The organism is Streptomyces sp. NPDC028331, from assembly GCF_055565775.1.
On the sequence record NZ_JBVHTR010000006.1, the window covers coordinates 133,325 to 148,910 of the forward strand.

General features: G+C 71.9%; 13 protein-coding genes. 6 read left to right on the plus strand and 7 right to left on the minus strand.

Translation table 11 applies throughout. From position 1 onward, the window contains the following. Positions 1-149: 149 nt before the first annotated feature. Complete coding sequence (locus ACZ4SW_RS10565) at positions 150-1,604, plus strand: purine-cytosine permease family protein (RefSeq protein ID WP_468240627.1); 1,455 nt, start codon at positions 150-152, stop codon at positions 1,602-1,604. Between the two features lie 70 nt (positions 1,605-1,674). On the opposite strand, the gene ACZ4SW_RS10570 is transcribed toward ACZ4SW_RS10565, so the two are convergent. The 3 genes from ACZ4SW_RS10570 to ACZ4SW_RS10580 form a co-directional block, all read right to left on the minus strand. Next, on the minus strand, positions 1,675-3,840 hold the full coding sequence (locus ACZ4SW_RS10570; RefSeq protein ID WP_468240629.1) for a SpoIIE family protein phosphatase: 2,166 nt from the start codon (positions 3,838-3,840) through the stop codon (positions 1,675-1,677). Between the two features lie 171 nt (positions 3,841-4,011). Next, entirely contained in the window at positions 4,012-6,231 is a 2,220-nt protein-coding gene (katG, locus tag ACZ4SW_RS10575; RefSeq protein ID WP_468240632.1) for a catalase/peroxidase HPI, read from the minus strand. A 33-nt stretch (positions 6,232-6,264) separates the two neighbouring features. Beyond that, positions 6,265-6,702, minus strand: coding sequence for a Fur family transcriptional regulator (locus ACZ4SW_RS10580; RefSeq protein ID WP_468240634.1), 438 nt, complete (start codon positions 6,700-6,702; stop codon positions 6,265-6,267). Positions 6,703-6,934: 232 nt separating this feature from the next. Here ACZ4SW_RS10580 and ACZ4SW_RS10585 point away from each other — a divergent pair, with 232 nt between their 5' ends. Both ACZ4SW_RS10585 and ACZ4SW_RS10590 read left to right on the plus strand, forming a co-directional pair. Next, positions 6,935-7,873, plus strand: a complete 939-nt coding sequence (locus ACZ4SW_RS10585) for an SGNH/GDSL hydrolase family protein (protein WP_468240636.1) — start codon at positions 6,935-6,937, stop codon at positions 7,871-7,873. 129 nt (positions 7,874-8,002) lie between these two features. Further along, positions 8,003-9,223 carry an acyltransferase family protein gene (locus ACZ4SW_RS10590; RefSeq protein WP_468240639.1) on the plus strand — a complete coding sequence of 407 codons (1,221 nt, stop codon included), beginning with the start codon at positions 8,003-8,005 and terminating at the stop codon, positions 9,221-9,223. Between the two features lie 240 nt (positions 9,224-9,463). Here ACZ4SW_RS10590 and ACZ4SW_RS10595 read toward each other — a convergent pair whose 3' ends face one another. From ACZ4SW_RS10595 to ACZ4SW_RS10610, 4 genes are all read right to left on the minus strand, one after another. Then, on the minus strand, positions 9,464-10,009 hold the full coding sequence (locus ACZ4SW_RS10595; RefSeq protein ID WP_468240642.1) for a DUF488 domain-containing protein: 546 nt from the start codon (positions 10,007-10,009) through the stop codon (positions 9,464-9,466). 133 nt (positions 10,010-10,142) lie between these two features. Further along, a complete protein-coding gene (locus tag ACZ4SW_RS10600; protein WP_468240644.1) occupies positions 10,143-10,589 on the minus strand; it encodes a hypothetical protein in 447 nt (148 codons plus the stop codon). 70 nt (positions 10,590-10,659) lie between these two features. Next, positions 10,660-11,028 (minus strand): cupin domain-containing protein, encoded by a 369-nt coding sequence (locus ACZ4SW_RS10605; RefSeq protein WP_468240647.1) that lies wholly within the window; start codon positions 11,026-11,028, stop codon positions 10,660-10,662. Between the two features lie 49 nt (positions 11,029-11,077). Further along, positions 11,078-11,749: a helix-turn-helix transcriptional regulator gene (locus ACZ4SW_RS10610; RefSeq protein WP_468240649.1), complete on the minus strand. Its 672-nt coding sequence runs from the start codon at positions 11,747-11,749 to the stop codon at positions 11,078-11,080. A 107-nt stretch (positions 11,750-11,856) separates the two neighbouring features. Between ACZ4SW_RS10610 and ACZ4SW_RS10615 the strand changes: the two genes are divergently transcribed. From ACZ4SW_RS10615 to ACZ4SW_RS10625, 3 genes are all read left to right on the plus strand, one after another. Beyond that, positions 11,857-12,261: a hypothetical protein gene (locus ACZ4SW_RS10615; protein ID WP_468240651.1), complete on the plus strand. Its 405-nt coding sequence runs from the start codon at positions 11,857-11,859 to the stop codon at positions 12,259-12,261. Positions 12,262-12,514: 253 nt separating this feature from the next. Continuing rightward, positions 12,515-13,918: an amino acid permease gene (locus ACZ4SW_RS10620; RefSeq protein WP_468240654.1), complete on the plus strand. Its 1,404-nt coding sequence runs from the start codon at positions 12,515-12,517 to the stop codon at positions 13,916-13,918. Positions 13,919-14,180: 262 nt separating this feature from the next. After that, positions 14,181-15,518 carry a serine/threonine-protein kinase gene (locus ACZ4SW_RS10625; protein ID WP_468240656.1) on the plus strand — a complete coding sequence of 446 codons (1,338 nt, stop codon included), beginning with the start codon at positions 14,181-14,183 and terminating at the stop codon, positions 15,516-15,518. Positions 15,519-15,586: the final 68 nt, after the last annotated feature.

The window sequence follows — 15,586 nt, forward strand, 5'->3', positions numbered from 1 at the left end:
GGGCACAGATCCCTCCGGGGGCCCGCCTCATGCGACCCCGTGGCGCCGCCCCGGAAAGCAGAATTCCGGATGTTACGACACGCCTCTTGACCAGTGGAGTTCCAGGGAAGATCGTGTCACCCGGGGCAGATCGGCACGCGGGAGGCGCCGTGACAAGCACATCAGCAGAGCCGCGGATGCCGGGGCTGGAGGTCCGCTCCATCGACTACGTCCCCCTGGACGAGCGCCACGGCAAGCTGTGGCATCTCGGGCCCCTGTGGTTCATGTCGAACGCGCAGATCGCCACGCTGGCGGTGGGCCTGATCAGCATCACCGAGGGCGGCAACCTGGTCTGGTCGCTCATCGCGATCGTGGCGGGGACCGTCGTCGGCACCTTCTTCATGGCCTTCCACTCGGCCCAGGGCCCGCAGCTCGGACTGCCCCAGATGATCCAGTCACGGCCTCAGTTCGGCTATGTCGGGGCCCTTCTGGTGTGGCTCTTCGCCTACCTGCAGTACGCCGGGTTCAACGTCTTCAACACCATCCTCGCCGGTGAGGCCCTGCACACCACGGTGCACGGAGGCGTCAAACCGTGGGTGGTCGTGGTCACCCTCGTCGCCTTCGTCGTGGCACTGGTCGGCTACGACGTCATCCACCGGGCCGAGCAGGTGCTGACGTACACGTTCCTGGTCGTCTTCGGGATCTTCACCGTGGGGATCCTGGTCACGCTGCACTACCCTCCGGGCTCGTTCGACCTCGGCGCCTTCCGATGGACGCCGTTCCTCGCCCAGTTCGGCGTGGTCGCCGGCTACCAGATCAGCTGGGCCATCTACGTCTCCGACTACTCGAGGTACCTCCCGCCGGACGTGACGGTCCGCAAGACCTTCTACTGGACCTACTTCGGCTCGGCGCTCGGCGGAATCTGGCTGATGGTGCTCGGGACGCTGCTCGCCGCCTGGGCGGGCAAGGACTTCGACACCATCCGCTCGATCGACGCCGCGGGCGACAAGGTGTTCAGCGGATTCGGCGCGATCGTGCTGCTGTTCGCCGCGCTGGGGCTGATATCGGTCACCGCGCTGAACATGTACGGCGGGTCGCTGACGCTCATCAGCGCCCTGGACTCCTTCAGACGGGTGCGCCCGACGCTCGCCGTACGGCTGGTGACCATCGGACTGACCGCGGCGCTCTCGCTGATCGGCGCGCTGTCCGCGACATCGAACTTCCTTCAGAACTTCAACAACTTCCTGCTGCTGGTGCTCTACCTGTTCATCCCGTGGACCGCGGTCAACCTGATGGACTACTACGTCGTGCGCCGCGGGCACTACGCCATCGCCGAGATCTTCAATCCGCGGGGGATCTACGGGCGCTGGGGCCTGCACGGCATCATCGCGTACCTGGTGGGGTTCGCCGCCATGGTGCCGTTCTTCTCCGTCCCGAACCTCTATGTCGGGCCCGCCGCCGAGGCGCTCGGCGGAGCCGACATCTCCCTGTTCATCGGGCTGCCGGTCGCCGCGCTGCTGTACTGGCTGCTGACACGGTCGATCGACGTGGAGGCCGAGAAGCGGCTGGCCGAGGCCGAGGCCGCGGAACTGGAACGAGCGGCACACGAGCACCGCGAGCCCTGAGCGCCCTGCTGTCCGGGGCGCTGAGCGGCCGTCGGGCTCGTACGGCCGTCGGGCTCGTACGGCGGTCAGCTCATGTGGCGGTCACCACGAGTGCGGCCTGGTCGTCCAGGGAGGTGTCGTGGGTGAAGGCCGCGACGGCGGTGGTGACGGACTCCAGCAGGGCGGCGGCGGTGGGGGGAACCCTGGTGAGCGCGTCGGCCAGGCGGTCCTCGCCGAACAGCTCGCCGTCCGGCGACCGCGCTTCGGTGATGCCGTCCGTGACGAGGACCAGGCCGTCGCCCGGGTGCAGCTCGACGCGCACGGGTGATCCCACGCCGTCCCAGCCGAGGCCCAGCAGCAGGCCGGGCGGCACGAGCCGCTCCACGGTGCCGTCGGCGCGGCGCACGAGCGGCGGCACATGGCCGGCGCGCATCAGGGTCACCGCCTGTCCGGTGGTGGTGTGCCGCAGTTCCCCGTAGACGAGGGAGACGAAGAGGTCCTGGTCCGCGGTGTGCTCGGCGAGCGCCTCGTTGATCGCGGCGACCACGGCCTCGGGGTCGCGCAGCAGCCGGGCTACCGCACGTGCCGTGTGCCGGACCATTCCGGTCGTGGTGGCGGCCACCGCGCCGTGGCCGCACACGTCGCCGATCATGAGGGCCCAGCGGTCGCCGGGCAGCGGGAAGACGTCGTAGAAGTCGCCGCCGACGTCGAGACCCTCGCCGGCCGGATGGTAGGAGGCCGCCAGGGCCGCGCCCGGAACCTGCGGCAGCTTCGGCGGCAGCAGGCCGGCCTGGAGGTCATGGGCGAGCCGCACCCGGTGCGTGAACTGGCGGGCGTTGTCGGCGCTGAGGGCCGCCCGGCCGGCCAGGTCCTCGGCCAGCGCGACGACGTGGCCGTCCCAGCCCCGGTCGACGGCCAGCAGGGCCAGGGCGCCGAAGGTCGATCCGCGCGCCGTGAGCGGTACGCACAGGTAACCGACGCTGCGTTTGCCCCGCTCCGAGCCGGAGCCGACGTGGAGGGACCCGGTCTCCGTCGTGCCGGAGGCCAGCACGCGGGCGGCCGCGTGGTCCACCAGCTCCCACCACTCCGGCGCCACGAGCAGTTCCTCGTCCGCCCGGGTCCGGGCCGCGGAGGCGATCCGGCTGCGGTGGCCGCCGTCGGCCACGTAGACGGCGCACAGCTGCGCCAGCCTCGGGACCGTGAGCTGGGCCAGACACCGCAGGCTGTTCGCGTAGTGCTGCTCGCGGGCGATGGCGGTGCTCGCCTCCAGGACGAAGGCCAGGTCGTCACGGGCCGAACTCTCCCGCCGCCGTGCGGCGAGGCCCGCCGCGACGGCCTGGTGACGCTCGATGGCCAGGGCCGCGATGCGTGTGAAGGCGGCGCCGAGCGCCATGTCCTTCAGCTCCGGGATCTTCGGCGTCCTGTGGTACATGGCGAAGGTGCCCAGCAACTGGCCGTCCGTGCTCAGGATCGGGGTGGACCAGCAGGCCGCGACTCCGGCCCGCTTCGCCAGGTCGCGGTACTGCGCCCACAGCGGATCGGTGGCGATGTCGGTACAGACCACCGGGGCGCGCCGGTACGCGGTGGTGCCGCAGGATCCCTGCCCCTCGCCGATCGGGACCCCGTCGATCGCCTCGTTGTAGAAGTCGGGCAGGCTCGGGCCGGTACCGTGCCGCAGCCGCCTGCCGTCGGCGTCGACGAGCAGCACGGAGACGATCATTCCCGGAGAGAAGTCCTCGATGGTCCGGGCCATACCGGTGAGGATCTCCTGCAGCGGGGCCTCGCGTGCGATCTGCTCCAGCAGGGCACGCTGCTCCGCCGCCAGCACTTGCGTGTCCCGGTAGGCGGTGGTGTCCATGGCGATCACCACGACGCCGTCGACCCGGCCCAGGGCGTCCCGCCGGGGCTCATAGGTGAGGTCGAAGATCCTCTCCTGCTCCGCCCCGGGTTCTCCGAGGATCAGCCGTTTGTCGCGGGTGCGGTGCGCGACGCCGCTGCGGTACACCTCTCGGATACGGCTGATCACGCCCTGGAGGGCCTCATCGGGTATCAGCTCGGCGATCGGCACACCGGTCCGCCTCCGGCCGCCGCAGACGATGTCGAAGAACGCCGGGTTCGCCGCCTCCACGACGTGCCCGGGACCGCTCAGGGAAGCGAAGACGACAGGGGCCGGCCCGAAGAGGTCCGCGTCCGGCGGCCAGTGGGGTGAGAGGGCCGTCGCACCGGGCGGTGCTGACACGTCGGGCTTTGTGGGCATGGCCGGCCCCCTTTCCGCCGCCCCGTTTCCAGACAATTTATACGCATTTCTGGCCGAATTTGAGGGCCGGGCGGATTTTGCCGAAATTCGGGGGTGGGCGGGTGCGGTATCCGGAAACGCAGGACGCCCAGGCAGGCCGCGCGGCCTGCCTGGGCGTCGTGGTCGGAGGGATCAGACGAGGTCGAACCGGTCGAGGTTCATGACCTTGTCCCACGCCGCGACGAAGTCCTTGACGAACTTCTCCTTCGCGTCGTCGCTCGCGTAGACCTCCGCGAGCGCGCGCAGCTCGGAGTTCGACCCGAAGACGAGGTCGGCACGGGTGCCGGTCCACTTGACCTCGCCGGTGGCGTCGTCGCGGCCCTCGAAGGTGGTCTGGTCCTCCGAGGTGGACTTCCACGTCGTGCCCAGGTCGAGCAGGTTGACGAAGAAGTCGTTGGTCAGCTTGCCCGGTGTGTCGGTGAAGACACCGTGCGCGGTTTGCTGGTAGTTGGCGCCGAGGACGCGCAGGCCGCCGACGAGGACGGTCATCTCGGGCGCGCTCAGGCCCAGCAGGTTCGCCTTGTCGAGCAGCAGGTACTCGGCCGGCAGACGGTTGCCCTTGCCGACGTAGTTGCGGAAGCCGTCGGCGGTGGGCTCCAGCGCGGCGAAGGACTCCGCGTCGGTGTGCTCGTCCGTGGCGTCCACACGGCCCGGGGTGAAGGGCACCTCGACGTCGAAGCCGGCGTCCTTGGCGGCCTTCTCCACGGCGGCGGCACCGCCGAGGATGATCAGGTCGGCCAGGGAGACCTTCTTGGCGCCGGTGTTGAACTCCGCCTGGATGCGCTCCAGGACGCGCAGCACCTGCGCCAGCCGGTCGGGCTCGTTGACCTCCCAGCCCGCCTGCGGCTGCAGACGGATGCGGGCGCCGTTGGCACCGCCGCGCTTGTCGCTGTTGCGGAACGTCGAGGCCGACGCCCAGGCGGTGGACACCAGCTCGGAGACCGTGAGGCCCGAGTCGAGCAGCTTGGCCTTCAGGGCCGTGACGTCGGCGGCGTCGATCGGCTCGCCCTCGGCCTCGGGCAGCGGGTCCTGCCACAGCAGGGTCTCCTCCGGGACCTCCGGGCCGAGGTAGAGCGACTTCGGGCCCATGTCGCGGTGGGTCAGCTTGTACCAGGCGCGGGCGAAGGCGTCGGCGAACTCGTCCGGGTTCTCGTAGAAGCGGCGCGAGATCTGCTCGTAGACCGGGTCGAAGCGCAGCGCCAGGTCGGTCGTGAGCATCGTCGGGAGGTGCTTCTTCGACGGGTCGTGCGCGTCGGGGATGATCGCCTCGGCGTTCTTCGCCACCCACTGGTGGGCGCCGGCCGGGCTCTGCGTGAGCTCGTACTCGTACTCGAAGAGGTTCTTGAAGAACCCGTTGCTCCACTGGGTCGGCGTGGCGGTCCAGGTGACCTCGAGGCCACTGGTGATCGCGTCGCCGCCCTTGCCGGTGCCGTAGGTGCTCTTCCAGCCGAGGCCCTGCTGCTCGATCGGGGCGGCCTCGGGGTCCGGGCCGACGTTGTCGGCCGGGCCGGCGCCGTGGGTCTTGCCGAAGGTGTGGCCACCGGCGATGAGGGCGACGGTCTCCTCGTCGTTCATCGCCATGCGGCGGAAGGTCTCACGGATGTCGCGGGCCGCCGCGATCGGGTCCGGGTTGCCGTTCGGGCCCTCCGGGTTGACGTAGATGAGGCCCATCTGGACCGCGCCGAGCGGGTTCTCCAGCTCGCGGTCGCCGGTGTAGCGCTCGTCGCCGAGCCAGGTGGTCTCGGGACCCCAGTAGACGTCCTCCTCCGACTCCCAGACGTCCTCACGGCCGCCGCCGAAGCCGAAGGTCTTGAAGCCCATCGTCTCCAGCGCGACGTTGCCGGCGAGGATCATGAGGTCGGCCCAGGACAGGCTCTTGCCGTACTTCTTCTTGACCGGCCACAGCAGCCGGCGGGCCTTGTCGAGGTTGCCGTTGTCCGGCCAGCTGTTGAGCGGGGCGAAGCGCTGCTGGCCGGCGCCGGCGCCACCGCGGCCGTCGCTGATGCGGTAGGTGCCCGCGCTGTGCCACGCCATACGGATCATGAGGGGGCCGTAGTTGCCGAAGTCGGCCGGCCACCAGTCCTTGGAGTCCGTCAGCACCTCGGCGATGTCCCGTTTCACGGCCGGGAGGTCGAGGCTCTTGAACGCCTCGGCGTAGTCGAACTCCTCACCGAGGGGGTTGGCCACGGCGGGGTTCTTGGCGAGGATCTTCAGGTTGAGCCGCTCCGGCCACCACTGGTGGTTGCCGCCGCCCTGAGTCGGGTGCAGGGCGCGCCCGTGCGCGACGGGGCAGCCGCCGCCCGAGCCCTCCGTCTTCGGGTCTGTGACGACTGCGTCGTGGTTCTCAGTCATGGCAATCCTTCCGGATGAAGCGGATCACGGTGCTCAGGAACTGCGGGCGGTGGAACATGCGGAGCACAGGCCCCAGTAGACGACCTCGGCCTCGTCGATCGAGAAGCCGTGGTCGTCGGACGCGGTCAGGCAGGGCGCCTCGCCGACCGCGCAGTCGACGTCGGCGACGGCGCCGCACGACCGGCACACGACGTGGTGGTGGTTGTCGCCGACGCGTCCTTCGAACCGGGCGGGGCTGCCGGCCGGTTCGATACGGCGTATGAGTCCCGCCGCGGTGAGCGCGTGGAGGGCCTCGTACACGGCTTGAAGCGAGATGTGCCCTACGCGGTCGCGCACTCGGTCGGCGATCGCCTCGACGCCGAGGTGGTCACCTTTCCGGACGGTCTCGAGCAGCGCGACGCGGGCCGCCGTCACCCGCAGGCCGGCACCGCGCAGCTCCTCGGCGGTGGTCGGAGTCTGGGATGAGGTCATGGCGTCGAACCTACCCCCACAAACACGAATAGTTCAAGAAAACGAGCCCTACAAGTTTTGGCGCGTCGTGCCGGGCGGCTCCGCGCCGTGCTCTGATGAAGCGGACATGCCACGAAATGCTCGTGCCGACCCCTGGTCCCGGTGGCGCGGCGCCCGGTATACAGACCCCGGCGAACGAGCGCCGCCCGGTGCGGGCTCCGCGCGACGTTCCGGTCTCAGGGGGAGGACTTCCATGGCGCACGCCGCGCTTTCCGCAGCGCACGACACGCATCCGGGTGGAACGCCCGGACGTCGCCGATGGCCGGTCGCCGTCGGCGCGGCCCTCGGCGGCTGCGTCCTCTTCGCCGCCTCCACGGCACCCGCCGCGGCGCACGGCGCGGGGCCCGGTCGCGACACCCGGTACGTGTCACTGGGGGATTCCTACACCTCAGGCCCCGTCATCCCGCGGCAGGTGGACGCCGACTGCGCCCGTTCCGACCACAACTACCCCTCGCTCGTGGCGGCGGAGCGGCACGTGACCGCGTTCAAGGACGTGAGCTGCGCCGGAGCGACGACCGAGAACATGTGGAAGGAGCAGGGCACCAACGCGCCCCAACTGAACGCCGTGCGGCGCGACAGCGATCTGGTGACGGTTCAGATCGGCGGCAACGACATCGGTTTCGGCTCCATCATCGCCACCTGCGCCCGCCTGGGCTCCCAGGACCCCACGGGCGATCCGTGCAGGCGTTCCTACGCCTCCTCCGGGATCGACCGGCTGACGCTCGCCATCGCGCAGACGCCCCCGAAGGTGGACCGTGTCCTGCGGGCCGTGCACGCCAGGGCACCCCGCGCCCGGGTGCTCGTCGTCGGCTACCCGGACCTGCTGCCCGACGACGGCAGCGGCTGCTACCCCTCGGTCCCGTTCGCGTCGAAGGACTTCCCCTACCTGCGCGACACCGAGAAGCGACTGAATCTGATGCTCCGCCTGGTGGCCGAGTGGAACCGGGCGGAGTACGTCGACACCTACGGGCCCACGCGCGGCCACGACATGTGCAAGGCCCCGGCGGACCGCTGGATCGAGCCGTTGCAGCCGGCCTCGCCCGCGGCCCCCGCGCACCCCAACGCCCAGGGCGAGCAGGCCATGGCGCGCGCCGTGCTGGAGCACCTGAGCGAGGGTCACGGACGCCGCTGAGCTGCGCCGCACACGGGCCCCGCCGCCGCGGCGGATCCGGGGCCTGCGGCCGACGGGGATCGACCGCGCCGGTGTGATGTTCCCTACTGCCCCCGAATGAAACGTGGCGAACGGGCAACGTTCCCCTTCATGCCCGTTCGCACACCCCCGGTAGATGACACGACGACGGCGCCCCGGACGGCGTCCGCCGCCACCGAGCCCAGCACAAGGGTCCCTCCATCCGCTTCGGCGCCCTCGCTGCCGTCCCTCACCGGGCTGCGCTGGATGGCCGCGCTCCTGGTCTTCGGACTGCACGTGCGCAACTTCGGCTATTTCGGCGGCACGGGCGGCCAGCTCATGACGTGGGGGTTCGACGCGGGCGGCACCGGGGTGTCGTTCTTCTTCATCCTGTCCGGCTTCGTCCTGATGTGGACCGCGCGGCCCAACGACCGCACGGTCTCCTTCTGGCGGCGGCGCATGGCCCGCATCTTCCCGGTCCATCTCGTCACCGTCGCGCTCGCGCTGCTCATGGTCTACACGCCGCCCCATCTGCCGAAGCCGACGGCGGCCCAGGGAGTGGCCAACGTGCTGCTGGTGCACTCCTGGCGGCAGTCGTGGTGGCAGACGCTGAACCCGGTCAGCTGGTCGCTGGCCTGCGAAGCCTTCTTCTACGCCGCCTTCCCGGTGATGGTGGTCGTCCTGCGCCGGCTCGGCCCCCGGGCGTCGACGGCGCTGGCCGGGGCGTCCGTGCTGGCGGTCCTGGTCCTGGCGTGGGCGGACGCCCACGACTGGGTGAGCCAGTCGCTCTACTCCTTCCCCGCCGCCCGTCTGCCCGAGTTCGTGCTCGGCGCCGCCACCGCCCGGCTGGTGCTCCTGGACCGGTGGCGCGGCCCCGGCCTGGAAGCCTCGCTCGCCCTGGCGATCCTCGGCTACTTCCTCGTGCCGCAGATCACCTCCGGCGGGTACCCGGCCACCGCCTGCACCCTCATCGGCTTCGCGTTGCTCATCCCGGCGGCGGCCGTCGCCGACCTGCGCGGCCTGCCCTCGCTGTGGCGGCACCGGCGGCTGGTGCGGCTCGGGGAACTCTCCTTCGCGTTCTACATGGTCCACCTGCTGGTGCTGCGGGCCGGGACCAGCCTGCTCGGCAACTCGCCCCACTTCGGCCTGCCGACCGCCGTGGTCACCACCGCCGTCGCGTTCGCTCTGTCCCTCGGCCTGTCCTGGGTGCTGTACGAGGCGGTGGAACGCCCCGCGCGCCGGCTGCTGCTCGGCGGCCGCCGCTCCTCCCGTACGCAGCCCGCGCCGAAGGCCGCCACCCGGCCGGAACCCGTCGCGCCCGCCCGCGAGGCTCCGGCCGCGGCACCCGACTGAGGGGCGGCCCCGCTTCGGGAAGACGGCCACGGAAGCGTCCCCGTGTCGCGCCGGGGCGGCGGACCGGATCCGGGTGCGACGTCGTCCGGGCCTCCGCCTGGCCGGGGCCGCCTCCCTGACCGGCAAGACTCGGTATGCGCGCTGCCGCGGGCCGTCGGCGCCGGAGACCCGGCCGGCGTCGGCTCCCGGGGACCGGCGGCCGGCGCCCCGGCCGGTTCCGCCACCCGCGGGCCGGCGCGCTCATCGCCCGGCCGGTGGCGGAACGTCGTAGACGAGCAGTCCGTCGTCGCGCAGCCGTACTCCCTGGCTGAGGGAGTGCGGGACGAGCCGGCCGTCGTGCATCAGGTGCAGGACGGGCCGTCCGCGTGCGAGCACCGCGAAGTCGGCGATGAGGCGTCGGTGGCAGCGCCACCAGACCGCTTCCCCGCACATCACGGCCGTCCGGCGCTGTGCGGCTTCTTCGAGGAGCAGCGTCATCGCCTCGACGAACTCGGGAGTCCGGGTGTGTCCGGCGTATCCGCGGAAGGACTCGTTGCGCCACACGGTGTCGGGTGAATCCGGCAGGACCTTGCGGAAGCCGCCCAGTCGCGGCTCCCAGCGGTAGGCGATCCCGCACTCCGGCAGCCACTGCCGCAGCCGCTCCCTGCCGACGTCCGGGTTGCGGCGGCTTCCGGGCGCGGTCCTGACATCCACCACGGCCGCGATCCGCGCCGCGCGCAACAGGTCCGCGAGCCGGTCGCGGTCCGCCGTGCCGTGTCCGAAGGTGACGAGCGCCTGCTCTCCCATACCTCCAGGGTCGTCCTGAGCGCGGGCCTGCAACCGCTCGGGCCGGGCGCCCGAACCGGGTCGTGGGCCCGCCCCGGGGTGGGCCCTCGAGTCATGGTCCCCCGAGTCGTGGGCCCGCCCCCCGCGGTCCGGTTCACCGTGTCAGCACACTGATGCCCAGCGCGATCAGGCCGACGGCCTTGAGGATCTCCAGGGCCACGTAGTACAGGTGCGCCCGCGAGCGGGGCGCGTCCTGTCCGGCCTCCCCGGTCCCCGAGGCCAGGACCCGGTCGGACCGCCGGTTGAGCAGCGGCCGGACCACACCGAGCTGCACCACGAGCAGCGCCACCACGCATGCGGTGAGCACGACGACGCCGGTCGGCGGAGCTCCGGCCGCCACCGCCGCGATCAGGACGACGGCCCATCCGGCCTCGAAGAGGTTCAGCGCGCGAAAGACGAGGCGGCCGATGCCGAGCCCGATGGGAATCGTGACTCCGGGCGCACGGAACTTGAGTGGCGCCTCCAGGAAGGAGATCGCCAGGACCATGCCGAGCCATACGAAGATCACCGCGGACGCGACCGCGGCCCCCGTGGAATTCATCGGTTCGTTCGCCTTTCTGTGCAGCACTCGCCGCGGCCGGCGCCGGGTCCCTGGGATCGCATGCCCGTCCTCATGCGACGGGCCAGGCCGCGAGACGGGCCGCGAACTCCGGGGGGCTGGCCACGATCATCACCGTGGCCGGTTCGGTTCCCGGATTGGCCAGACTGACGCGCTCCCCGGCGGCGACATGGGCGGCCGCACCGGCGGACAGGACCCTGACCCGGCCGACATGGTGCAGCTCGAGCGAACCGGTCAGCGGGATCAGCACGATTTCGGAGGCACCGTGGTCGTGTTCGGGCAGGCGGCCTCCCGCGGGGAGTTCCACGTGGAGGACGGCGACCCGGTCCGAGACGCCGTCGGGGGTGAGCACCGCCGCGGTCGGCCCGTCCGGCAGGGGGGCGCGGCGGCGGGTCGCGGCGGTGCTGTCGGCGATGTGCACGAAGTCTCCTTCAACAGGTGCGGGATGAACGGTCTGCGGCGGTGCGGGGTCACGCCGGGCGGGTGGATCCCAGGCGTGCCAGGCAGGCACCGGGTTCGGCGAACGGCTCCAGGGAGGTGGCGGTGACCGGGGTGGCCCATTCCGCGAGCGCGCCCTGCATCAGGCCCAGGTGCAGCGGGCAGACGACGGACCCGTACTCCTCGGCCAGCTCCAGGAACGGGCAGTGCCGCAACCGGATCGTCTCCGGGACCGGGGCGCCCTGCTCGGGTTCCGGGGCGAAGCCGAGGTCGGCCAGCAGGCCGGTGAGCCGGGTGGTCGCCTCCTCTTCCGTCAGCCGCCGGAACGGGGGCGGCGGGTCGGCCAGGTAGCGGCCCCAGACGCGACCGGCGTCCCGAGCGTCCTCCGCCGCCCCGGGACCGGCCGACGCCAGGCGGCTGAGCAGCATCTGGGCCAGCAGGCGGTAGTTGCGCACCCCCGCACGGTCCATCCCCGGCCGCGGCGCGTACACGGCACGGGGGCGTCCCCGGCCCGAGGCTTCCTCCAGGCTCCGCTGCGCCTCGCCTCCCTCGACCAGGGCGTCCAGGTGGAAGCGGGCGGTGTTGGCGTGGATGCCGAGCCGCTCGGCGACATCGGTGACGCCCAGCGGCCGCCCCGCCGCGCGCAGCACCCGCAGCACCTCCCGCCGGCGAGGGCGCTCGACCGCACCGCTCACAGTGCTCACCCCTTCTCCCTCCACGGCGGCGGACCGGCGACCGGCCTCCGACCAATTTCTACGAATATCACATGGAATAATAGATCTCCCGTACGCCACCGGACGAACGGCCATCGATGACAGACCCCTCCACCCCCGGACCGGACGGCACACCCGTGGACTCCCCCGTTCCACGCCTGTTGTGCGACGTCCGGGCCCTCACCGACATCGCCCCCGAGTCCGCCGGCGCCGTATGGAAGCTCGCCGAGTCCGGACGCCAGCTCGACGCCAACCTCATCCGGCTGCCCGCCCGGCAGCGCGTGGACACCCATACCGAGCCGGATCTGGACGTCCTCCTTCTGGTTCTCGGCGGGGATGGCGTCCTCGGCAGTCCCGACGGGCCACGCCGGCTCACCGAGGGCACTCTCCTGTGGCTGCCGCACGGCTCCACGCGCAGCGTCACCGCGGGAGAGGACGGCCTGTCCTACCTCACCGTCCACCGGCGCCGCCCGGGTATGCAGATCCGCCGCCGCACGGGATGACCCCTGCCGGCCGTCGCGTGATCCGCCGGACCGTGGCCGGGCCCCGGCCGCAGCCCGGACGGGCGGGTGACGGCGCGCTCCACCGCCCGGCGACGAACGATTCCCGGCTCAGGGTCCGCCCCGGCACATCTTTTGCGGCGCTCGACGGGTCATACAGGACAAAGACATGCGATTTGGAGTCACATCAGGCCATGTCGGACCATAGGTCCGCCCCGGCGACCCCGGGCACCAGTTCGATGAGAGGCCACACCCCATGCACGTCACCGGAACCGTCCGATCGTCGGCTCCGGCCCCTGAGGAGGCCCTAGCGGCCCCCGTCCCCGCCGAAGAGACCACCGCCGCTTCCGGAAGGCACGCCCGCCGCTTCGGGCTGCCCGTCGCCACCGCCCTCGTCATGGGCAACATCATCGGCGGCGGCATCTTCCTGCTCCCGGCCTCCGTCGCCCCGTACGGCACGGTCAGCCTGGTCGCCTTCGGCGTGCTGACCGTCGGAGCCATCGCCCTCGCCCTGGTCTTCGGCCGGCTCGCCGAACGTGACCCGCGCACCGGCGGGCCCTACGTCTACGCCCGCGAGGCGTTCGGCGACTTCGCCGGCTTCCTCGCCGCCTGGGCGTACTGGATCACCACCTGGGTGTCCAACGCCGCGCTCGCCGTCGCCGCCGTCGGCTACCTCGACGTACTGATCCCGGTGAACGGGCACCGCTGGAGCGCCTGCCTGGCCGCGCTCGCCCTGCAGTGGCTGCCGGCGCTCGCCAACTTCGCGGGAACCCGCTACGTGGGTGCCGTACAACTGGTCTCCACCGTGCTGAAGTTCGCGCCGCTGTTGCTCGTCGCGGTCGGTGGGCTGTTCTTCTTCGACCCGCACAACCTCGGCCCGTTCCACGCGGGCGGCGGCAGCGCGATCGGCGCGGTGTCCGCCTCCGCCGCGATCCTGCTCTTCTCCTACCTCGGCGTGGAGTCGGCCGCCGTCAGCGCGGGCGAGGTCAGGAACGCCCGGCGCAACGTCGGGCGCGCGACCGTCATCGGCACCACGGGTGCGGCGCTCGTCTATCTCCTCGGCACGCTGTCCGTCTTCGGCACGGTCGCGCACGACCGCCTGGTGAAGTCCGCCGCGCCCTTCTCGGACGCCGTGAACGCCATGTTCGGCGGGAGCTGGGGCGGCTGGGCCGTCGCGCTCGCCGCGCTCGTGTCGATGACCGGCTGCCTCAACGGCTGGACGCTGCTGAGCGCCCAGACCCCCTACGCGGCGGCCAAGGACGGCCTGTTCCCCGCGCCCTTCGCGCGCCGGCGCCGGGGCGTGCCGACCGTCGGCGTGGGTGTCACCGTCGCCCTCGCCTCGCTGCTCACCGTCTACAACTACACCTCTGGCTCGGCGAGGGTCTTCGAGATCCTGGTCCTCGTCACCACGTTCACCGCGACCGTGCCGTATCTGCTGGCCGCCGCCGCCCAGATCTTCCATCTGGTCTCGGGACGGCGCGAGCTGGTCGACCGGGCTCGGCTGGTGCGGGACGCCGTGGTCGCCTCGGTCGCGGCCGCCTTCTCGCTCTGGCTCGTGGCGGGCGCCGGGTATGCGGCGGTGTACCAGGGCGTGCTGTTCCTGTTCGCGGGGGTCATCGTGTACGCGGTGTTGGCGGCCCGGCGGCAGAGGACGCCGTGACGGGCCGGCGGCCGTCGCCGTCGGGGCGCAGCCCGATGTCCTGAGGGGTGCCCGTTCCGCGGTGTGACCCGCCCTTGGAGGCGTGCCACACGGTGGATGCCCATTCCGTCCGGTTGTGTGGCGTGGCGGGGGGTACCCGCCGCGCAGCGTTTCGCTGGTTGCACTGCTCGGTGACGGTGACGGAGGACAGATGAAGGGCCCACGCTCCGGGTTCCGGTCGACGCTGCAGGCGTCCTCAGAAGTGGTCGGTGGCCGGTACCGGTTGGGCGCCAGAATAGGCCGGGGAGGCGCCGCCGACGTCCATGAGGCGTTCGATGTCCGCCTCGGCCGTGAAGTAGCCGTCAAGCTCTTCCGGGCGGACACCGATCCGCGGCTGGAAGAGCGGTTCTCCGAGGAGGCCGTCCTCCTCGCACGCATGCAGCATCCGGGACTGGTCACCGTCTACGACGCCGGCCGGCACAAGGGGCGCGCCTATCTGGTGATGCAACTGATCAAGGGCGAGACGCTGCGCGGGCGTCTGGCCACCGGGCCCCTGCCTCCCGGGCGCGTCGCCGAGCTCGGCGCCGCCCTGGCGCAGGCGCTCGCCCATGTGCACGGCGCCGGGATCGTGCACCGTGATGTGAAGCCGTCGAACGTCCTGCTGAACGCTGCCGGAGCCCCTCACCTCGCGGACTTCGGCATCGCCCGGCTGGTGAACGCCACGCGCCACACGACCTCCGACGTGCTGATAGGGACGGCGGCCTACCTGGCCCCGGAACAGGTCATGGGCAGGGAGGTGGGACCGTCCGCCGACGTCTACGCGCTCGGCCTGCTCCTGCTGGAGTGCCTGAAAGGCGAACTGGAATACGACGGCACCCCCTTGGAGTCCGCCGTGGCGCGCCTGCACCGCCAACCCGTGGTTCCGCCCTCGGTGCCCGACGGTCTGGGCCGCCTTCTGCGCGCCATGACCGCCCAGGACGTAACGGCCCGTCCCGACGCGGAGCAGTGCGCCCAGGCGCTGTCCGCTGTGCGCGCCGATCTGCAGGCCCTGCCGTCCTCGGCCTCCTTCGGCGCCCGGTGCACCGCCTCCACCGACACGCGGGACCATGCGCGTACCGGGGGGGCCGCGGTCGAGGAAACCCAGCGGGTTCGGGCCGGGACCACGGCCGCGGATCCCCGCACCGGAAGGGGGCACGGGACCAGGACGACACACACACGCCGCCGTACGGCGGCGGGCGCCGTCCTCACAGCGCTCTCGGCAACCCTGACGGTCACGCTCGCCGTGGCCCCGGGCACCGGCGAGACCAGCGCCGGACGGGCCGACTCGGCCACCAAGACCCTGCCCGGGGAAGCTCCGTCCACGGCGGCCCCTCGACCGACCGCGTCCACGCTCCGGTCCGCCGCGAAGACCGCCCCCTCACCGGCGTCGAACGCCTCGGCCGACGCACTGCGGCGATCATCCGGCGGGAAGAGCGGCGGTGCGTCCTCGCAGCGAGCCTCGGGCCACGGCAACGACGCGGGCGGCCCTGCTCGACCGGGGGCCGAGGACCGCCACGCCCCCGACCCGGCCAAGAAGCCCAAGAAGCCCAAAGGTTCCAGCGGGCACGGACACCACGGTTGACCCGAGGCGAAGGCGAGCGCACGAAGCCGGAGCCGGGTCTGCCGGTCCCGCCGGACGGCCGGGCCCCG